16 protein-coding genes and 1 pseudogene are annotated in these 21,827 nt (G+C 43.3%); 12 read left to right on the plus strand and 5 right to left on the minus strand.

Annotation, left to right across the window (positions count from 1 at the left end; translation table 11 throughout):
• The first annotated feature begins 188 nt into the window (after positions 1–188).
• A complete protein-coding gene (locus BN1067_RS01045) occupies positions 189–1,619 on the plus strand; it encodes an aldehyde dehydrogenase family protein (RefSeq protein ID WP_053217082.1) in 1,431 nt (476 codons plus the stop codon).
• Positions 1,620–1,692: 73 nt separating this feature from the next.
• Here the strand turns inward: BN1067_RS01045 and BN1067_RS01050 are convergent, their stop codons facing one another.
• Positions 1,693–3,054, minus strand: a complete 1,362-nt coding sequence (locus tag BN1067_RS01050; RefSeq protein WP_053217083.1) for an MATE family efflux transporter — start codon at positions 3,052–3,054, stop codon at positions 1,693–1,695.
• A gap of 130 nt (positions 3,055–3,184) precedes the next feature.
• Between BN1067_RS01050 and BN1067_RS01055 the strand changes: the two genes are divergently transcribed.
• The 6 genes and pseudogenes from BN1067_RS01055 (at position 3,185) to BN1067_RS01080 (ending at position 9,641) form a co-directional block, all read left to right on the plus strand.
• Positions 3,185–4,270: an undecaprenyldiphospho-muramoylpentapeptide beta-N-acetylglucosaminyltransferase gene (locus tag BN1067_RS01055; RefSeq protein ID WP_053217084.1), complete on the plus strand. Its 1,086-nt coding sequence runs from the start codon at positions 3,185–3,187 to the stop codon at positions 4,268–4,270.
• Positions 4,271–4,463: 193 nt separating this feature from the next.
• Positions 4,464–4,793 (plus strand): hypothetical protein, encoded by a 330-nt coding sequence (locus BN1067_RS01060; protein ID WP_053217085.1) that lies wholly within the window; start codon positions 4,464–4,466, stop codon positions 4,791–4,793.
• Between the two features lie 534 nt (positions 4,794–5,327).
• The gene (locus BN1067_RS01065; RefSeq protein ID WP_053217086.1) at positions 5,328–6,341 is read left to right on the plus strand and encodes an ABC transporter substrate-binding protein; all 1,014 of its coding nucleotides are present in this window, start codon (positions 5,328–5,330) and stop codon (positions 6,339–6,341) included.
• A gap of 170 nt (positions 6,342–6,511) precedes the next feature.
• Complete coding sequence (locus BN1067_RS01070; protein WP_053217087.1) at positions 6,512–7,369, plus strand: ABC transporter permease; 858 nt, start codon at positions 6,512–6,514, stop codon at positions 7,367–7,369.
• The gene (locus tag BN1067_RS01075) at positions 7,369–8,583 is read left to right on the plus strand and encodes a quaternary amine ABC transporter ATP-binding protein (RefSeq protein WP_053217088.1); all 1,215 of its coding nucleotides are present in this window, start codon (positions 7,369–7,371) and stop codon (positions 8,581–8,583) included. Before BN1067_RS01070 ends, BN1067_RS01075 begins: the two co-directional genes overlap by 1 nt.
• Before the next feature lie 231 nt (positions 8,584–8,814).
• Positions 8,815–9,641 (plus strand): annotated as a pseudogene (locus BN1067_RS01080) (aldo/keto reductase).
• A 34-nt stretch (positions 9,642–9,675) separates the two neighbouring features.
• Here the strand turns inward: BN1067_RS01080 and BN1067_RS01085 are convergent.
• The 4 genes from BN1067_RS01085 to BN1067_RS01100 form a co-directional block, all read right to left on the minus strand.
• The gene (locus BN1067_RS01085; protein ID WP_110943239.1) at positions 9,676–10,836 is read right to left on the minus strand and encodes a Ger(x)C family spore germination protein; all 1,161 of its coding nucleotides are present in this window, start codon (positions 10,834–10,836) and stop codon (positions 9,676–9,678) included.
• Complete coding sequence (locus tag BN1067_RS01090; RefSeq protein WP_053217090.1) at positions 10,800–11,921, minus strand: GerAB/ArcD/ProY family transporter; 1,122 nt, start codon at positions 11,919–11,921, stop codon at positions 10,800–10,802. Before BN1067_RS01090 ends, BN1067_RS01085 begins: the two co-directional genes overlap by 37 nt.
• 12 nt (positions 11,922–11,933) lie before the next feature.
• Positions 11,934–13,442: a spore germination protein gene (locus BN1067_RS01095; RefSeq protein ID WP_053217091.1), complete on the minus strand. Its 1,509-nt coding sequence runs from the start codon at positions 13,440–13,442 to the stop codon at positions 11,934–11,936.
• A 171-nt stretch (positions 13,443–13,613) separates the two neighbouring features.
• Positions 13,614–14,162 carry a beta-class carbonic anhydrase gene (locus tag BN1067_RS01100; protein ID WP_053217092.1) on the minus strand — a complete coding sequence of 183 codons (549 nt, stop codon included), beginning with the start codon at positions 14,160–14,162 and terminating at the stop codon, positions 13,614–13,616.
• Positions 14,163–15,438: 1,276 nt separating this feature from the next.
• On the opposite strand from BN1067_RS01100, the gene BN1067_RS01115 reads away from it, so the two are divergent.
• From BN1067_RS01115 to BN1067_RS01135, 5 genes are all read left to right on the plus strand, one after another.
• The gene (locus BN1067_RS01115; protein ID WP_053217120.1) at positions 15,439–17,187 is read left to right on the plus strand and encodes an ABC transporter ATP-binding protein; all 1,749 of its coding nucleotides are present in this window, start codon (positions 15,439–15,441) and stop codon (positions 17,185–17,187) included.
• Positions 17,187–19,220, plus strand: coding sequence for an ABC transporter ATP-binding protein (locus BN1067_RS01120; RefSeq protein ID WP_053217095.1), 2,034 nt, complete (start codon positions 17,187–17,189; stop codon positions 19,218–19,220). Before BN1067_RS01115 ends, BN1067_RS01120 begins: the two co-directional genes overlap by 1 nt.
• 28 nt (positions 19,221–19,248) lie before the next feature.
• On the plus strand, positions 19,249–20,061 hold the full coding sequence (locus BN1067_RS01125) for a S1C family serine protease (RefSeq protein ID WP_053217096.1): 813 nt from the start codon (positions 19,249–19,251) through the stop codon (positions 20,059–20,061).
• A gap of 113 nt (positions 20,062–20,174) precedes the next feature.
• Entirely contained in the window at positions 20,175–20,948 is a 774-nt protein-coding gene (locus BN1067_RS01130; protein WP_053217097.1) for a PRC-barrel domain-containing protein, read from the plus strand.
• A gap of 272 nt (positions 20,949–21,220) precedes the next feature.
• Complete coding sequence (locus BN1067_RS01135; protein WP_053217098.1) at positions 21,221–21,409, plus strand: hypothetical protein; 189 nt, start codon at positions 21,221–21,223, stop codon at positions 21,407–21,409.
• Positions 21,410–21,827 lie beyond the last annotated feature (418 nt).

A 21,827-nucleotide genomic window follows, 5' to 3' on the forward strand; every position in this document is an offset into this window, starting at 1 on the left:
AAGAAGCATGCACATAAGAACTGCGGTAAGCGAATCTTTTCGCCGGAGTGAATCAAGCGTTCGAACATGTTGGAAGTAGGATGAGCGACTGGCCCTTTTCCAAACAGAAAAATTAACCGGTGGCAACGTTTATATTACAATGGGGGTGGAATGAGAAGTAATATCACGATGAAGAAAGGACGTTGTCTATGCCGGAACAATTCAAGCTGTTTATCGATGGTCAATGGGTGGAAACAAGCGAAACGCAGGATGTGATCGATAAATATACCCAGAAGACGTATGCTACTGTTTTCACGGCAGGGGAAAAACAAGTTGATCAGGCAATTTCCAGTGCGGAAGCCGCTTTCCGATACAACCAGCTCTCCCCATATGAACGTTACGAGATTTTGAAGAAAGTCAGTGAATTGCTAGTAGAAAATAAAGAGGAATTGGCTCAAACGATATCAAGAGAAGCCGGAAAACCAATAAAACAAGCGCGTTCAGAAATCGACCGCAGCTCCCAAACGTTTGAAGTGGCTGCAGAGGAAGCAAAACGCATCACTGGGGAGGGAGTACCGGTAGAAGCAGCACCTGGATCAGAAAACCGAATGGCGTTTACTATTCGCGTTCCGGTCGGAGTGGTCGGCGCCATCAGTCCGTTCAACTTCCCGTTGAACCTCGTTTCGCATAAAGTAGCTCCAGCTATCGCTGCCGGTAATGCAGTGGTGTTAAAACCCGCTAGTGCTACTCCTATCACATCCTTAAAGCTGGCCGAACTGTTTGAACAGGCTGGATTGCCGAAAGGACTGTTCAATGTCGTTGTTGGCTCCGGTTCTGTCGTCGGACAGCAGATGATGGAGGATGAGCGGATCCAGTTATATACGTTTACCGGAAGTGCCAAAGTTGGCCTGAAACTCAAACAGACCACCGGATTGAATAAGCTTATTTTGGAGCTGGGTAATAATTCTCCGGTTATCGTGGACAAGGAAGCAGATGTGGAACAGGCTGCAAACAACATTGCCCAAAAAGGCTTTGCATTTGCAGGGCAGGTTTGTATTTCGGTTCAGCGCGTTTATGTCCATGAGGAAATCCGGGATACCTTTAAGGATAAGCTGTTGGAAGCCATTAAATCGTTGAAAGTCGGTGATCCAAGCGACCCTGATACAGATGTCGGCCCGATGATAGCTGAATCAGAAGCAGAACGCGCTGAGCAATGGATAAATGAAGCTGTTGATAACGGGGCCACGGTTTTGACAGGCGGCCGGCGGAAAGGTCCCGTTCTTCAGCCAACCGTAGTGGACAATGTAAAAAAAGATATGAAAGTAGTCTGCGAAGAGATATTCGCACCAGTAATTAGTTTGATCAGTTTCAGCGATTTGGACGAATGCATTACAGAAGTGAATGAATCGCCTTATGGTCTTCAAGGCGGCATTTTTACCCAAAATCTTGATACAGCGTTTTACGCGGCCAAAAAAGTAGAGGTCGGCGGACTGATGATCAATGATTCATCGCAGTACCGGGTAGATTTGATGCCGTATGGCGGTGTGAAAGACAGCGGATCGGGAAAAGAAGGTCCTAAATATTCCATTGAGGAAATGACCAATGAACGCCTGATTGTATTGAATTTGAAAAATGGATGAACATGGGAGAATGGAAATATAGAGAAAGAGAGCTGTTCCAGCGGACAGCTCTTTTTTGAGAAAAGATTACTCGTTATTCATGTGCAGGCTGGCTGCTAAGCTTTCTTTGCAAATAGACAAGTCTACCGAATAATGTGATCGCTCCGGCACTAAGTCCGATGATAATCCCCATCCAGTAGCCGAAGGGACCGAAATGTGTATAATTCGCGAGCAGCCATCCACTTGGAAGGCCGATCAGCCAGTAGGATATCAATGCCATCACAAGGGTGATATTGACATCTTTATACCCGCGTAATGCACCTTGCAGCGGAGCTCCGATGGCGTCCGCAAACTGGAAGAAAATTGCGTAAAAAATAAATTGCTTCGTCAATGTGATCACTTCTGGGTTGTCGTTGTATAACCGGGCCACCGCGTCATCGAGGGTGTATAAAACCAATCCGGCAAGAAAGGAAACCGCAATACCGCAACTGAGTCCGATATATGCATATATTTTGGCGTCGTGATGTCGCTTGCCTCCTACTTCGAACCCTACTGCAATTGTCAAAGCCATCGCAATACTTAACGGAATCATGTACAAATAAGATGCGAAGTTGATCGCGGCCTGATGGGCGGCAATTGTTTCCGTATTGTATACACTCATTAATAAGGTTACTGCCGCAAAAATACTGGTTTCAAAAAAGATGGCAAATCCGATCGGCACTCCGATTCGCAGCTGTTCCCACCAGGCGTGCATGGAAGGTCTGCCCCATTTCCGAAATATGCCGTATAAACGGAACGGTCTGTATCGATGGATGACCCAGACGGCGACAGCACTCGAAATCCAGTATGTCAGGGAGGAGGCAATACCAGCACCGATCCCACCCATAGCCGGCATTCCTAATCGTCCGAATATGAACATATAATTAAATAGAATGTTAAGCGGCAGCGATATTAAAATAATCACCATGGAGGTTCGCGTCTGGCCAAGTGCATCCATAAAGCAGCGAAGCAAGTTGAAAATAAACAAGGGAATTATACCTGTTGCCAAGGAAGCCAAGTAATACTTTGCGACACGGGCGACCTCTGCATCTAAATCCATCCGATTAAGAATCGGCTGGACAACAAAAATACCGACAATCGTGACAGCTGCAGCTAATCCAATTGCTAAATAAATGCCTTGACGGACGATTTCCGGAACTTCTTTTTCCTTTGCTGCACCTACCAATTGCGAAACGATCGGCGATAGAGCAAGCAAAATCCCGTTGATGCCTGTAAAAATCGGCACCCATAGATTGGAGCCGATTGCTACACCTGCCAAGTCCGCTGTACCAAATTTTCCGGACATAACGGTATCGAAAAAGTTCATGGCATATAAGCTTAATTGGGTAATTAAAATGGGAATGAGAATGGTGAGAAACAACTTGAGTTTTTGTTGTAATGAATTTGTCCGATACATACTACTCTTCCTTTTTATCATGTTTTCGATTAGGATAGAGAGGATTATAGCATATTCCAGATTATTATTATACGGGGAGCCGTTTATTCATAAAAAAACAATACGTATGAAAAGAAAGAGGGATCATCATATGAGTGACAAACGAATATTATTTACAGGCGGTGGTACTGCCGGCCATGTTATAGTCAATCTTGCAGTCATTCCCCATTTTCAAAAAGAGGGATGGAAAATAGATTATATCGGGTCTAAAAGTGGTATTGAAAAAGAGTTAATCAGCCGTCTCGACAATGTGGACTACCATGAAATCTCGACAGGTAAGCTTCGGCGTTATTTTTCAAAGGAAAACTTCAAAGATCCTTTCAAGGTATTGAAAGGAGTGTGGCAAGCATACCGGATTATCGGCAAGAGAAAGCCATCGGTCATTTTTTCAAAAGGTGGATTTGTATCTGTACCGGTACTCGCTGCTGCGTGGCTTCGAAAAACCCCTGCCGTCATTCATGAATCTGATTATACGCCGGGTCTGGCTAATAAGCTCGCCATTCCCTTTGCCAAGAAAGTGTTGACGACATTCCCTGAAACCATTCAGTATCTACCGGAATCAAAAGCGGAATGGATTGGCGCTGTCGTCAGAGATGAACTGTTCCAGGGCAACAGGGAAAAAGGGCTGGCCTTTGCCGATTTGGATAACAGTAAACCTGTATTGCTGATAATGGGTGGAAGCGGCGGTTCGGCCAAAATTAACGAAGCAGTCCGGAGCCATCTTGATGAACTGTTAAAGGATTACCAGATTATCCATATTTGCGGAAAGAATAATGTAGAACATTCTATCGATAAGCAGGGTTATAGCCAGTTTGAATACGTGAATGAGGAACTGAGTGATTTGTTTGCTGCTACCGATTTCGTTTTATCAAGGGCTGGGTCCAATGCCATTTTTGAGTTTCTTGCATTGAGGAAACCGATGCTGCTTGTACCGCTTTCCCGGAATGCCAGCCGTGGAGATCAGATACTAAATGCCGAGTCTTTTCAAAAACAAGGCTATGCGCACATGGTCGAGGAAGAGGAACTGACCGGTACAAGACTTGTGCAGGAATTAAAGCGCCTGAAAGAGGAGAAAGCGACTATTCTCCAAAACATGCGTAATTATGAAAGCCGTGAAGCGAAACAGCAGGTGATTTCCGCCATTAAACAGGCTGGACGTCTTGGCAGCCAAAAATAAGACAGTAAGACAGGGACAGTCCCCGGTATAAAATCCCCGGGGACTGTCCCCTTATTTAGGATCCGTTAAGTTTTCCCTGTAAGCAACAGGTTGGCTATAAAACCATATAACTATAAATCGGGTTCCTGCGGTCGGACAAGCATTGCAAGGTTTGGTTATAATGGAGAGAAAATGAGGTAAGTGAGGGAGTAACATGAGATTGACAATTTGCCGCTATTGCGGGAAACCAATTGAAAAGCGGGACCAGCTGGTGACAGCCTCCAATTGGCTGAGGGTGCGTCCATATCATTTTATTTGTTTTCAAGAAGTAGAAAAGGAGTCAACAACCATCTACAATAGCTGGACACCGTTAAATGGGCCGGCTGGAAATGTGACTGCCGTGATAATGGCTGGTTTGGCCGGTTGGCTGCTGGCTACGGATAGTTTGGGAATGGCCGGAAGTCTGATAGGCTTGCTCGCTTTGTATCGGGTACTGATCCGACTTGTTGCTTTGGTCGGATTTGAATCGAAAGTACCTAAATAAAAAGCAGTTTAAAAGAAAGGCAGGAAGGGTAAAAAGTAATGAATTGATTTGTCTTTTTACCCTTAATTGGCAGATAAATCGAGCAAATCTTACGAAAACGCTATAATATGCTACTATATGCCTGCAACTGACATCTTTCGACATTCTTAGCTTGATAGTACGTTCCAATAGATTTGGGTTCCCCGTTTCATTCCGATAAAATGAAAGATGTTGCTCGTTGATGCGTTTTAATTTTATGATTTGGAATCTTTTGTTGTTTTGGACAGTGGATACAACTTTTATAATCTTCACCACCCCCTGGAACTAAGTTTTGATCATCCTCCAATATTTTATTTTTCCTGAAGTAAGCATAAAATGTCGCGAGCCGTGCCAACGGACTATTAGCTTTTTATGACCATTTTGACTGGGGTAGTTTAACTGCAGTAGTGTCTGCATGGACTTGATGTGCTGCTTCGAAACACCGAACCATAAAATTAACATGCTTCAATGTTGTATGACGGTAAAAAAATAATGAATAAAGGGGTAATCAAACAGATGAAAAAATTATTATTTCTAATGATGGCAAGTTTACTTGTAATCCTGGCCGCCTGCAGTGGTTCGGAACGTTCGGCAGGTGGCTCCGATGGAGAGGGAAGTATCGATACGATTGTGCTTGCAGATGCTGGCTGGGATAGTATCCGCTTCCATAACAGCGTGGCCCAAAAAATTATTGAAGAAGGTTACGGTTATAAAACGGAAGTCACGCCAGGTTCTACAGCTGCTACCCTGCAAGGGCTGCGCGAAGGCGATATTAATGCCTACATGGAAATCTGGACGGATAACGTGAAAGAAGTGTACGAAGAAGCAATCGATTCAGGCGATATCGAAAAAGTATCAACTAATTTTAATGACAATAATCAAGGCCTTTACGTTCCTACGTATGTAATCGAAGGGGACGAAGAACGAGGAATCGAGCCAATGGCACCAGATTTGAAAACAGTGGAAGACCTTAAAAACTATCCAGAGGTATTTGAAGATCCCGAGGATTCCGGCAGAGGGAGGATTCTGAACGCGCCGAGCGGCTGGGCAGTAGCAGAACAAATCGATCAAAAGTTTGAAACATATGGATTGGATGAAACTATGAACAATTTTATGCCAGGTTCAGATGCTGCTATCGTTACCTCGTTGGCAGACGCATATGAATCCGGAGAGCCTTGGGTAGGTTATTATTGGTCACCTACAGCGGTAACGGCGATGTATGATCTAACGTTGTTGGAAGAGCCTGCTTATGATGAAGAAACGTGGAACGAAACAAGAGGAACCGAGTTCCCGCCGAACGATGTGGTGGTCGGTGTGCATAAAGATCTTCCCGACCAGGCACCAGAAGTAGTTGAGTTTTTGAGTAACTATGAAACAAGCAGTGCGCTGACCGAAGAAGCGCTGACCTATATGAACGAAAATGATGCATCTGCCGACGAAGCTGCTGAATGGTGGATGAAGGAAAATGAAGATGTTTGGACCGAATGGGTACCGGAAGACATAGCAGAAAAGGTAAAAGAAGCACTTTAATTAGCTGCTGATCATGTGAAAGCCGGATCCTGTCGATAAGCGGCAGCCGGCTTCTGTCACTAGCTGGCCGGACTGGTCAGCTACTTTCGGTTTCAAAGACCAGTATTCTATAAAACTGGTACAAATTAACGAATAGTGAGGTGAAAAACTGCTTAATAGCAGTTGTGCCGATGAATGATTTTCCTGATATTCAAAGTCATCTAGGTGACTATGTTTCTGATTTTGTCGATTTTTTGGATAATGCCCTGTCGGGTTTGTTTGATTTTATCTTTTTTATCTCTTCCAGAACCATCAATGGAATTGAAGCGTTCTTAGACTTTTTGCCATGGTGGTTGTTTCTTGTTCTTATCTTTTTGATGGGCTGGTATTTTAAATCCCTTTGGTCTGGATTGCTTTATGCTTTCTTCATGTTTTTAGTCGGTACCTTCGGATTATGGGAAGAAATGATGATGACCATCTCCATTGTGTTATCAGCCGTAATTATTTGTTTGATCATCGGTATTCCGTTGGGGGTTTGGATGGCGTTTAGCAAAGGATTTTCGACGGTGATGCGTCCGATCTTGGATGCGATGCAAACCATGCCGAGTTTCGTTTACCTGATTCCGGCAATTTTTTTCTTTGGGCTTGGGAACGTATCGGCTATTTTTGCAACATTGATTTATGCACTGCCTCCGGTTATCCGTTTGACAGAATTGGCGATAAGAGGAGTGGACCCGGAAGTGGTGGAATCTGCTCAGTCATTCGGATCTTCTAGATGGCAGATGCTGACGAAGGTGCAGCTGCCGCAAGCCTTGCCGACAATCATGGCGGGTGTTAACCAGACGACGATGATGGCACTTGCCATGGTTGTTATTGCTTCAATGGTTGGAGCGCAGGGATTGGGAGAACAAGTATTGATTTCGATTAACCGGATCGATATTGCTCTGGGATTCGAAGCGGGTATCAGTATCGTATTCCTTGCAATCATCATTGACCGTGTTACCGGCGGTGTAGCCGATCGATTCCAGAAGCATAGGAGGGCTAAATAATGGCGAACAGTAAAGTGAAAATCGACCACGTTTCCAAGATTTTTGGTCCGAAACCGAAGTCGGTGATTCCGCAGGTGAAAAACGGCAAATCCAAAGCGGAAATATTGGAAGAGACTGGCCATACGGTCGGTGTCTATGATGCCTCGATGGAAATCGATGAAGGCGAAATCTTCGTTATCATGGGATTATCAGGAAGCGGAAAGTCGACGTTGATCCGTTGTTTCAATTTGCTGAACAAACCGACTGACGGTGCGATCTATGTAGACGGTGCGAATATTGTTGACTACAATTCCTCTCAATTAAAAAAGTTCCGGCAGGATAAAATCGCGATGGTCTTCCAGCACTTTGGTTTATTTGATCACCGCACCGTGTTGGAGAATATCGAGTATGGATTGGAAATTAAAAATGTTGCCAAGGAAGAAAGGCGGAAAATCGCCATAGAGAACCTCGAAGTAGTCGGGTTAAAGGGATATGAAGACAAGTATCCCGATGAGCTTTCCGGCGGAATGCAGCAACGGGTTGGCTTGGCGCGGGCCTTGGCCAATGATCCGGATATCCTTCTGATGGATGAGCCTTTTAGTGCATTGGACCCGCTGATTAGGCGGGAAATGCAGCTGGAACTGCTGGATATACAAGAGCGGCTCAAAAAGACCATCATTTTCATTACGCATGATGTCAACGAGGCATTTAAACTCGGTGACCGTGTCGCGGTCATGAAGGATGGGAAAGTCGTGCAAATTGGTACGCCGGAGAACATATTGGAAAGTCCGGCCAATGATTATATCTCTGAATTTATCAAAGATATCGATCGTTCGAAAATTCTTCAGGCCGAAAATGTGATGATCAAACCGAATGCTCTCGTTTCATTGAAGGATGGTTTGAAAGTTGCCATCAAGGAGATGGAGGAAAACGGTATCTCCAGTGTGTTTGTTGTTAATCGAAGCAGGCAATTGCAAGGGATTGTGACAATTGATGAAGCCATTGAGGGTATCAAGGAAAAGAAAACACTGGCAGAAGTGTTGAGTACCGATGTGACGACCGTTGGGAAAGAGGAATACGTCAATGATATTATTCCGAAGGCACTGGAATCCAGATATCCGCTTGCTGTAACCGGTGAAAACGGCAGGCTCGAAGGCTTTATCTTACGAGTGCATGTGTTGTCCGGTCTTGTAGCAGAGGAAGTCAAGGAAAGTTCGGAATACCACGGTTTATGATCGGAACAACATAGATCACCAGGACAGCAGCTTGCGGAGAAATCGAAGGTTTCTCTGCAAGCTTTTATTTCTCTGTTTTTTGGTCTATTTAGATAGGTAGGTTTGTAAACCTCATAAGGTAATGTTTGATGGTAACTTCGGAATTAACACGGGGTTCGTGTTTCTTTTCATACTGCTTCTATTTCGATAGAATGTAAGCGTATTAATATCTTATTAGGAAGGGGTTAACAGATGGGATTGAAAACAACGACCAAACTTCATAACGGGGTAGAAATTCCTTCAATCGGGCTTGGCGTATACAAAGTCGAAGAAGGGGAGCAGGTTTATGAATCAGTAAAATCTGCCCTGGAAATCGGCTATCGCCATATTGATACTGCTTCTTTTTACCAAAACGAAGAAGGAGTAGGCCGTGCCATCCAAGACAGTGGCATTTCCCGGAGCACATTTTTATTACAACCAAAGTTTGGAACAATGAGCAGGGCTTCGCTGAAGCACTTGAGGCATTTAACCGGAGCTTGACTAAACTTAGGACAGATTATGTCGATCTGTATCTGATCCATTGGCCAGTGCCAGACCGCTACAAAGACACCTGGCGGGCTCTTGAAAAAGTGTATCGGGATGGAAAAGTCCGGGCAATTGGGGTAAGCAACTTTTTACCACACCATTTGGACGACCTTCTGCGAGATGCCGAAGTAAAACCGATGGTTAATCAAATTGAACATCACCCGAAACTGGCACAATTGGAAACAAGAAAGTTCTGTCAGGAGCAGCAAATCGCTGTTGAAGCCTGGTCCCCGATTGGAAAGGCCACTTATTTAGATGACCCGGTCCTTTGTGAGCTCGCCGAAAAGTATGGTAAAACCGCCGCACAAGTCATTCTCCGCTGGCATTATCAAAATGGAACGATAATTATTCCAAAATCGACACGGGCAGAAAGACAACGGGAAAATGCGGACATTTTTGACTTTGAGCTTTCCGGCACAGACATGAAAAAGATAAATGGCTTAGATCACGATTACCGGCTGGGCGCTCATCCCGATCACTTTAACTACGGATAAAGCGAACACCGGGAAGCATTTGCTTCCCGGGATTTTATTCAATGATTCCTTCCCTGATGAGATTGATATCCAGATTTAAGTCGAATTTTATTTCCGGTATAAGCTTGCGCCATTCTTCTTGGGAGATGGGATGTTTCGCATTGTAAATACTTCCGAAGCCAATCGGGTCGACTTTCAACTCTTTGAACTTCCCGAGCACCTCATAGGCCTGACGTTTTAGGTCTTTTTCTATTGCTTTTTCCAGTTTTTTCACTACTTTGTCATCATCCAGATTAAGTTGCTCAGAAATTTCCATCAGCCTTGCCTGAACTTTTATATCGGCGCGGAAACGAAGTTCCTCCTTTGAGACAAGCTTAATCGAATGGTGGCTGCGCAAATCACTCATTGCCAAAAACAAAGATTCCTCTTCCCGTTGATCGGTATCCCTCTGGCGGTTACTGGAAAATTCATCGATAGGTAAAGTAACATCTATGCGACCAGCTCGATAGCGGCCAGAAAGCAATTTAATAAAGAATCCTTCTTCAATGGAGATATCTCCGGCATAAATTTCATCCCGGAATAAGGCCATTCGTTCGATGCTCGGCATATGACCGACTACATTAACCAGCGGAAGAACTGGGTCATTCCCGATATCATAGTATTTGTGCATGAAATCCCTTAAAGTTGTCTCGATTAAGATTTCTTGCTCAACGTTCGTATTAATCAACTGGTAAAGGTGAGTTCCTACATTGGTCGTGCTTTGTTGAAATACTTCCGACAATACATCTCCGGCTGCACTTTCCGTTACTGCCAAAAACATGGTGTCCGGAACTTTGGCGTCACGTACAAGTGTATCGAGAATACTTGCCACTCCTTTTTCGGCGAGCGGTTTGCCCATCAACAGAACGCGCAGCTTTCCGGGAACCAGCCGGAAATTGGACTTCACGTTCGCTTTCTTTTGGGTTCCTTTTAACGTTCTTCCTTTGGAAGAAACAATTTCATTTATATTTTGGGCATGGGGATCAAATTGAAAGTAAACATAAGTAGTGTTCAATTGCTGGCTGTTTTCCTCGTCTGCATCTACTCCCATGGTGTTGATGACTCCTAGCCTTTCGATAGGATCAGCGGTTGCACAGCCTGCCATAAGCAACAGAAAGAAGTAAGCAACGAGTGTCTTTTTCACGTTTTGGCACCTTCCTTCTTGCGTTTCCTCCATTTACTTTTCCACCAAACAAGCGGCAACAATACTAATGGATAGACAAAAGCAATCCAAAAACCTACATTGGCGACAGTATCAATAATTTTTAAGATCGTGTATTCATGTTTGGAGATGCCTGCTCCGATAAATAGTAAAATGGCAACGACGTATAGTACTTTGCGTTGCTGAACGTGATAAAGCCTTTTGGTAATATAGGAAATCATCCAGGCAAGCAGAATCATATTTGGAAGGATGACCATCATCCACTCGGTGACGACTAATACATCGAAACGCCCAATCACCGAGTACTCCACTATTTTGAACAGGACGAGTACCGGCCAAATCTGTTGAGGCAATTCTCCCGGACTAAAATAACCGATACTAATGACAGTGACTAACAAAATAAGTAAGGTGGTGAATGCCAATCCTAGATGGGCTGGAAGTTTTGCTTTTTCTTTATCGGAAATAAACGGATAAATGAAAAAAAGTATTTCCAGACCAATATAGGAATAAGACGTTTGTCTGGCACCTCGCAGCAATTCTATAGGAGATGCAGCCAGCAGCGGCTGGAAGTGAGTGAATTCCATGTAAGCAACTGATTTATATAAAAAACCCAACAACCATAGGGCGAGGAAAAAGAATATAAATGTAATGCCCACTGCGACTCGGAGACCACCCATCACCGCATATACAATCAATAACACAAGTACGATACTGAACACCCAGGGACTCGTTCTGGGGAAAATAAACGTTTGAACGACCTGAATATAATCCATCGTGACGCTGAGCAGGACAAAAAAGAAGTAAATGATATAAACGGTGCTGAATAGTTTCGCAATCCGATTACCGAATAAGTCCGTGTGTACTCCCAAAATATCGGTGTTATCGTATTGGTTCAAAATAGCAAACATGGCTGCCAGGACTAGATGGACAAACAGCCCGGCAATTAACACGGAAATCCAGGCATCCTGTTTTGATTCCATGAAAATATAGCGGGGAACGCCCATGATTCCAGAGCCAGTCTGGATACTGGTTATGATAAAAAAGAGATAAAAGGCATGGATGCGCATCGAGGGCTTGATCGTCAAATTTATCTGTTTCAACCTTTTACCTCCCTATTCATCGATGTCCTTCATTTTTCGTGATTTCTTCCTAGGATAACGGACGATATCCTGCGGCTTGTATGCCAAACTGCGGGTTGTGTTAAGAAAGTATGGCACCCGGAAAAACGTCTTGCTGAAGTCTTTTCCTACATAGGGATACAACGGAATTAAGTATGGCCTTCCAAGCGATTTGATTTTTATCAAGTGGAAAATCAAAAAACAAATACTGGCCATAATCCCAATTAACCCCAAAACTCCGCTGAGTAAGATGAGGGGGAAACGAATGACACGGATCGTCGACCCAATCAAATAACTCGGCGCCGTAAAAGAGGCTAGAGCACTGATAGCTACGACGATGATCAGGATGTTACTGGTAAGTCCTGCAGCCACGGCCGCTTGCCCGATAACGATACCTCCTACAATACCGATTGTTTGTCCGACCTTTGTCGGCAGGCGTGCTCCGGCTTCTCGTAAAAGCTCAATCAATAGTTCCAATAACAACGCTTCAAAAACTGGTGGAAAAGGGACAGCCGCCCGGGAAGAACCGAGCGTTGTCAAAAGCGGGGTCGGAATCACTTCATAGTGGAAGGTGATTACCGCCACATATGCTGGTGTCAGCATGGCAGAAATAATTAAGGCAAAAAAACGCAAAATGCGGATAAAAGAGCCCACATTCCAGCGCATGTACACATCTTCCGTTGATTCAAAAAAGCTGAATAAAGATGTCGGTGCTGTAATACCAGTCGGGCTTTTATCGACCAAAACACCCACTCTGCCTTTCGTCAATGCATAACTGAATCTGCTCGGCAGCTCTGTTTGATAAAACTGTGGAAAAACAGAGGTAGATGAATCCTCAATATAATAGGTTAGCGGTGTGGCATCTTCGATTCGGTCGACAACTAAATCCTGTAGTCGCTGGCGCATTGTTTGTACATCTTCCATATTGGCCAGGGATTTTAAGTATACCAACCGAATCTCAGTCGGGACCCGTTCTCCGATGATTAGTTTCTCTGTAACCAAATCGCTAGTATTCACCCGCCAGCGAACCAGGTTGATGTTTGACATTAACGATTCAGTAAAGGAATCCTGTGGGCCAAGAACAGTGGACTCCTTATCAGACTTATCGACCTGGCGCTTTTCTTTGTCTGGAATAGGATACGTAAGCAACTTAGCTTCATTTTCGATGTAAATCCCGACAGATCCCTCTATAAGCGCATCGGTTATCTCTTGTATATCTGTTTGAACGATATTTTTGCCTAGAGGGAGCCTGTTTCTCACTTTTTCCGACGTCCACTGCTTATCACCTTTAAGAAGGGGGGTTAGTACACTCTCATTGAGCGACTGTTTTTTGATTATCGTATTAATATAGAAAACGAGTATGCGCTGACCGCCGGTCTCAAAGTCCTGCATTTGAAAATCCGGATTATTGAGCATAGCTGTTTGTAGCTTTGTCTTTAAGTCTTCAATCGATGAAGGAAGCAGCTCCTTCGATTTGTCCCTGCGTTTGCCACGTCTTTTCATCGCCATTCCTCCACCAGAACAATTATTCCTAGTATGCGGAAAAAACATGAAATTATCACAGCAAAGAGGAGAATACCTGGAATAATGTACTGGCTATTTTTTAGCAGCAGCTATTAATATAAAAGTAGGCAAAATAAAAAGCTGCCGAATTTTCGACAGCTTCGAAGTAAATCAAAAACCATAAACAATAACATCCAGTTTACCTGTATCAGGATCGAGTATTAATCCATGGACCGGTATATCTTCTGGCAAAAGTGGATGACTTTCAATGGTATGAACGCTTTCCTTCACCATATCTTCTACTTTCTGATAACTGCCCAGCCACTCGGCAAGATTCTTCTCTTGGCCAGCGCTGTCTAGTGATTCGTCACTGATACCTTGCAGGCTCATTCGCTCTATTGTGGATTTATATTCAAAATCCTCCATCCAGCAATCGCGATGCCCGATGACAAATACTTCGTCAGCTCTTCGTTCATACACAGCAATAAGCAAACTCCGCATGACGCTGTCGTAAGAATCGGAAACCAAGGCGCCTGCATTTTTGATCATTTCTACATCTCCATCATGTAAGTTAAGAGCGTCTGAAAGAAGGGTTTCCAGCTGCGGTTCCATACAAGTTAAAACCACTGCATGCTTATTCGGATACCGTGGTGTTTTTCTTGGTAAATCCTCCCCTTCGACAAATTTTCGGTTATATTCCAGCATTTTCTCAAGCAACATAAAAGTCATCCTTTCTATCTGCATCCAAGATACCGATAGTAAGCCAGAATTTCAATTCATAACTACTACTAAAGTAGGGTTTTCAGAAAACAAACCAAAAAATCTTTTAATGTTCGCCTATGTGTGTTAAATTGTCTTAAATAGTTAAAATTTTAACAATTCTTCACCTTATGCCAAAAAGATTCAATATTCAACCTCGATTTTACTTCGTATGACAAATTTTTATCCGAGCACCCCCAGTTAGAGCAAAAAGGAACGAATCTTTTTAATAAATAAGGGTCCTACGAAAGGGTGAGATGATGGAAGAGATGATTAGAAAGTGCCGGTTATGCCAAGAACCGATGCCGCCATCACCGTTTATGACGTGTCCTTCATGTTTAGCAGATAGCGAAAAGGTGAAGACATACATCTTGAAACATCCACATGTGACCCCTGAGAAAATTGCAGAAGCAACAGAAGTACCACTCGATAAAGTTTCTAACATGGTAAAATTAGGCGTTAATTCCAAATAAGCTATAGGAAAAGCTTGCCTCTTATGGCAAGCTTTTTTTGTTACAGGAACTTTTTGCCGGGGAGACAATCAGCGCAGGTAAGTTCTTTGAAAAATTGGTGATACGGCTGATTAGATTCACTCAAGAACTGTCAGAAAAGTAGAACTACAGGTTGACACACAATGTTCACAATTATATAATGATAAAGCATAAAACGACGAAAGGAGGTCGCAGACCATGAAAAAAGTAACGATTGTACGTTCTTATAACTTCATATGCCTGTGGCCTTCTGGAAAAGTTTATGTAGGCATTAACTAGCTTAGAGAGATTCTATGTTAATCCAACTACATAAGTGTATTTTCAATCAGGTCACGAATAACCATTTCCGTGACTTTTTTATGTTAGACACACGTCTGCGGATGTGTGTCTATTTTTTTATCCAAATTTGGTTTAAGGAAAAACATATAGTTAACTATCACTTGAAAAAAGTCCTGCGGATTTTCAATGGAACTAGTATAAGAAACCCTAAGCATTCGCCATTATTTGGCGATATGCTAAGTGTTTCTAACACTTGTGAAGGGCAGATTGAGATTAAAAGGAGCCAAGTATAAGAAACCCTAAGCATTCGCCATTATTTTTGCGATATGCTAAAGGTTTCTAACATATACTGATCAAGGATTTGAGGAGGGGTTGTGAATGGATGTTATTCAACGGAAACTGGAACTGGTAGAGGATTGGAAAGAGAGCGGTTAGCAAATTTATTGAAGAAAAAAGCAGGTGAAAATATGTTTAGTGTATTTTGGAAGTTAGATTGGTTTTTTAAAAAGTATTGGAAAAGGTACAGTTTTGCAATCGTTGCGTTGATTGCTGCCAGTTTAATTGACCTTATTCCGCCGAAGCTTGTCGGAATAGCGATTGATGAAATGCAGTTTCAAACGTTTAATTGGGATCGAATGACCGAACTGCTATTGCTATATGGTTTGATCATCGTTTTAAGTTACACCGTCTCATTCTTATGGGATTATAACTTATTCGGCGGTGCAGCCATTATGGAAAAGCTGATGCGCACCCGTCTGATGAATCATTTTCTGCGGATGACACCGACATTCTTCGGAAAATACCGGACAGGCGACTTGATGGCAAGGAGTACGAATGATTTAAAAGCGATTTCGATGACGACAGGCTTTGGCATCCTTACGCTGGTTGATTCAAGCATATTTATGCTAATGATCATAGCGGTGATGGGCTTTACGATCAGCTGGAAGCTAACGTTGGCGGCACTTTTGCCACTGCCAATCATGGCTGTTGTCATGCAAAAATACGGAAATGTCATTCATCATCGATTCACGAGAGCACAGAATGCCTTTGGAGAAATGAATAATGAAGTATTGGAATCGATACGCGGGGTGAGGGTGATCCGTGCATTCGTTCAAGAAGAACAAGACCAGAAGCGTTTTCAATCCATGACGGCTGATGTGTATCAAAAAAATCTGGAAGTAGCAAAAGTGGATGCGTTATTTGAACCGACCATGAAAATTCTCGTAGGGTTGTCTTATACAATCGGGTTGGGCTATGGAGCCATGCTTGTGTTCCAAAACTATCTAACCTTGGGTGAGCTTGTCTCTTTCAATGTTTACCTTGGAATGTTAATTTGGCCGATGTTTGCTGTCGGCGAATTGATCAATGTTATGCAGCGGGGCAACGCATCGCTTGATCGCGTCCAGGAAACGCTTGGTTATCAGGCGGACATCCTGGACCCGGCGGAACCATTAAGCGTCAAATCCGCTGATTCCATTGTTTTTGACAAGGTAAGCTTCGCTTATCCTGGAAGTGAACAGGATAGTCTGCGGTCCATTGATTTTAAAGTGGAAAAAGGGCAGACAGTTGGAATTGTCGGGAAAACAGGCGCTGGAAAGACGACTCTGTTTAAACAATTGCTCCGGGAATATCCCGGATTACGTGGCGAAATCCGCATAGCAGGATTACCAATTGAGCAACTATCATTACAGAACATCCGCAACTGGATTGGTTACGTCCCGCAAGAGCAAATCCTGTTCTCTAAAACCATTCGGGAAAACATACAATTTGGAAAGCCGGATGCAACAGACGAGGAGATATTCCGAGTCATGGAAATGGCCCAATTCTTAAACGACATTAGAGCTCTTCCCAATGGACTCGATACGAAGGTAGGGGAGAGTGGGGTTACCTTATCAGGAGGGCAGAAACAGCGGGTGTCCTTAGCGAGGGCATTTATTAAAGATCCAGAAATTCTTATACTGGATGATGCCCTTTCGGCAGTCGACGGTAAAACAGAGGCTAATATCATACGGCATTTAAGACAGGAACGAAGCCAGAAAACTACGTTTATTGCAGCCCACAGATTGTCAGCCGTAGAACATGCCGACCTGATCGTTGTTCTGGATGACGGGCAAATTATCGAAAAGGGGACACATGAACAATTAATGGAGATGGATGGCTGGTATGCAGCACAATATCAACTGCAGCAGCTTGAAGAACAGGAGGTGATCTCCTAATGAAAAAAGCAACAACAGAAGGTAGATTATTTCAATATGCTGTGCGGTTCAAGAAAACAATCACGTTAGGCCTCTTATGCCTAATTGCAGCGGTAACACTTGAACTGGCAGGCCCTTTTATCGCAAAACGTGTCATTGACGATCATATCACAGGAATCGAAACGACTTGGCACCAAGTGGCCGCTAATGAGGATAAGTATACGGTTTCGTTTAACGGAAATTTTTATAAGCGCGAAGACCGGATGAAACAAGGGGAAACTTCCTTGGGTTCAGTCAGTCTGCTGCAGGTGGGGAGATCTTACTATCTGACTGACAATCAAGTAAGCCAAACAGGGAAACGTAGTGTGGAAGAAGGAATGGTTACGGTCAAGACGCCGGAAGGAACAGAAGTAACAGAAGCACAAAAGCTAAATGTTTCTGACTTGTATAGCTTTTTTAAACCGGAACAGTCCCCGATTGTTTGGCTTCTCGTTTTATACGTAGTCCTGCTTTTGATTGCAGCTGTCTTCCAATTCGGAAAGACATACTTGTTGCAAAAGGCTTCCAACCGGATTGTGGAAAAGATGCGAAATGACATTTTCCAGCATACCCAGGAGGTGCCGATCAATTACTATGTCAACCAGCCAGCCGGGAAAATTGTCGCACGCATCACCAATGATACGGAAGCTATCAGGGATTTATATGAACGCGTTCTATCTGTTTTTGTCACAAGTATCATTTACATGGCAGGAATTTACACAGCGCTGTTCCTGTTGGATTTTCGGCTTGCAGCGTTATGTTTAATCCTGTTACCGGTCATTTATTTATGGATGAAAGTTTATAAGCATTTTGGCACGAAATACAATCAGGTGGTCAGGTCGACGGTCAGTGATATCAATGGAAACATCAACGAATCGATCCATGGTATGCCCATTATCCAGGCCTTTCAAAAAGAAGACCAGGTAAGACATGAGTTTGAGCAGATGAATGAACGGCATTTTGTGTATCAGCGCAAACTGGTAAAGCTAAGTGCGTTAACGTCCCATAATCTCGTCAACGTGTTACGCAACATTACGTTTGTCGCATTTATTTGGTATTTTGGCTCCTCTTCTCTTGGCCTTGAAAGTGTCGTTACTGCTGGATTACTCTATGCATTTGTCGATTATTTAACACGCTTGTTCAACCCTGTTAATGACATCGTCAACCAATTGCCTTTGTTGGAGCAGGCAAGGGTGGCAGCTTCCAGGGTATTCGAGCTGATGGACCAACATGGTGAAGAAGTCGAAGTTGCGCCGATTGCCAAATATAAAGGACATGTTCAATTTCAATCGGTTTGGTTCGCCTATGATGAACCAGAATATGTGCTGAAAAATATAAATTTGGACATTCGTCCGGGAGAAACAGCAGCCTTTGTCGGGCACACCGGTTCAGGCAAAAGTTCGATCATGAATCTATTATTCCGGTTCTATGATCCTCAAAAAGGGAACATATTGATCGATGGCAAGAAGACACTTGGATTGTCGAGACAACAAGTTAGAAGTCATATGGGAATCGTATTGCAGGATCCGTTCTTATTCACTGGTTCCATTTTGTCGAATGTAACCATGAATGATCCCACTATTTCCCGGGAAATGGCGATAGATGCATTAAAGGCAGTCGGTGCTGACCGTTTTATCGAACGGTTGCCGAATCGATACGATGAACCGGTGAAGGAGGGTGGCAGCACATTCTCCATGGGAGAACGGCAGCTGATTTCCTTTGCCCGGGCATTGGCTTTCGACCCATCGATTTTGATTCTGGATGAAGCTACGGCCAATATTGATACTGAGACTGAAAATATTATCCAACAGGCATTAGAAGTGCTGAAAAGAGGACGGACGACCTTGGTTATCGCTCATAGATTGTCGACAATCCAGCAAGCGGATAACATCTTTGTACTGGAGAATGGTACAATAAAAGAACAAGGTAATCACCAAAGTCTGCTGGAGCAGGCTGGCCTTTATTATCAGATGTATCAGATGCAGCAGGGCGGAATGAAAAGCCAGCTCGTTTAAGCAAGATGCAAAAGCTTGGGGTGGGCAAATGGCAAACTCGAACGACCCAAAACAGGATATCATCGACAAGGATTTATATGAAGAGATTCCAGAGGAAGAACTGTTGGAAATCCTTGAAGAGGAAAAAAGAAAATCCCGGGAGCAAAGACGAGAAGAACGGGAACAAATAAAGAGGCCGTTTCCTAAATGGGCATTTTGGCTGATTGCTGCCATAATGACAATTAATGTGATTGCACTGCTCCCGACCACGATTTCTATCCCCGCTATCGACTTTTTAATCAGTTCAGCTAAATTGTCCACTGACGATGACGTCAGCAGCTATAAGCCTGCTGTGGTGGTGATCGAAGCAGGAAACAGCCAGGGGACAGGTTTTTCCATCACTGATGATGGGGAAATATTGACCAACCACCATGTGATTGAAGGAGAGAAACGGATTTTGGTTGCCTATCCGGATGATGGACTGTATGATGCAGAAGTGGTGGCCGCTTACCCTGACATTGATATTGCCGTACTTCAAGTGGAGGGAGAAAATTTACCGCACTTGGAGTTGGCTGGGAACAGCGACAGCTTTACAGAAGAAGAGCCTTTTTATTTTATAGGGAATCCCTTACGTTTTCAGGGAATTGCCAATGAGGGGAAAATCATCGGCTATACCGAGCTAGCTGATTGGGAGGAACGTGTTATGATGCTGGAAGCTCCTGTTTACAGAGGGAACAGCGGCAGTCCGGTCATAAATGAAAACGGAAAAGTTATCGGTGTAGTGTTTGCGACACTGGAACATACGGAACACGGAAAAGTCGGCTTGGCCGTTCCCATCGAGTATTATCTTCAAAAACAATAAATCAATTACCCGCAGGAGTTTGTATCCTGCGGTTTTTTGTGTTTGCCTGAAAGCATGGTGCGTTTTAAGGATTTAGGACAAGGGTATTAAATGAAAAAAAAGGAGGAATGATGATGCTTTACTATGCATCCTCTTTGAGCGATTATCAATTGAAAGCAACGGATGGGGAGCTTGGCAAAGTCAAAGAATTATATTTTGACGATAAACAATGGGTACTCCGTTATTTCGGAGTGGACACAAGAAAATGGCTGCCTGGTAAAAAAGTGCTTTTATCCCCCCGATCCTTACAAACGGTTGATGATGAAAACCGAGTAATCGAGTTGTCCAGCGATAAAGAAACGGTACGGAACAGCCCTTCGTTGGATGAAACTTCGCCACTAACCAGAGAATATGAAATGAATCTGACAAGATATTATGGATGGGCTCCATATTGGACTGGCGGATTTCTTTGGGGAAGGGAGGATGTTCCGCTGGTCGGTGCAGTTACCAATTCCGAGCAGGCGATTGATATCCAGGAAAATCGGGAAGAAACCCTGGCAGAAGAACTGACGCACAATTTACGGGAAATAGACGAGTTGATAGAGAAATTCACTGTGCATGCATCAGATGGAAAAATCGGAAGTATCAATGATGTCCTGTTAGATGGGGAGAGTTGGAAACTTCGCTATCTGGTTGTCAAGAACAGCCAGGATTTCTCTTGGAAGTATTCTTTGTTGTCCCCAGATTGGACACAGTCGGTGGATTGGGTGGACTACAATCTGTACCTTGATGTTACGCGGGAAACGGTGAAAAACGGACCGGGAATCGAGGAGAAACAGGAAATTTCAAGAGGAACGGAACAAGATCTGCACACTGCTTATGGGAAGCAAACCTACTGGAACTATTAAGGTAGATATATGCGCGAACGAGTCCGGGACAAAAGCATGAGCACCAAAGCAAAAAAGAACGAATCCTAAACGCCAATAGGATTCGTTCTTTTTTTTATATGTTCCTTCGATAGATTTCTTTTTGTTCTGTTGTTTGATGCGTACTTCTAATCGCTACGGCAAGCTGCTCCGCTTTCCACGGGCAGAGCTTAACTCGAAATGTTATAATGGGATAAAGCCCTTTCAAAAAAAGAGGAATTTTATGAGTGCTATGTTTAGGGAGGGATTGTAAGATGAAAAAACACTTTAAATATCATTTGAGTGTAGGGATTGTTTTTTACTTTCTATCTCTACTTATTTTCTTAGCGATTGACTCTTCATTGCCTTTTATAGCAAGTATATTTATTGCTTTTTTCGCATTTGAAATGAGTGTTCATTACTTGGCTCATAAGGACAGAAATGAAAATAAAATAAAGCCCTAAATCCGTTAGAATCCATCAGCTACTAATTAATAAATACCAAATGTGCTTACCCGATTACCTACAGTCCCCTCTTCATTTACCCATACGTTACGATTTGTTTCACCATCTTCACCTATAAAAATTCTAAAGTATCTTCAACGACTTCTTTCATGAAGAAAAGGAATTCTTTTACTAGCTCTTTATCATAACCAATAACGATCGGGATTCAGTCAGTAGATGTATTTCCTTTTTCGGTTATTGTCGCTAATCATTACTTCCGCCTTCAGTAGCTCAGACCATCCAATAACCATTTTCCTTAAAATGGAAGAATGAAATCTTGAACTAAAGATTGTAATAATAAATCTATTCGTATCAAAGTTTTTTTCATTTATTTGGCGAAATTTATCATTTGATGACAACTTTTTAAAGAAAATGTAAT

This window comes from Virgibacillus senegalensis, from assembly GCF_000821245.2.
Taxonomy (GTDB): domain Bacteria; phylum Bacillota; class Bacilli; order Bacillales; family Amphibacillaceae; genus Sediminibacillus; species Sediminibacillus senegalensis.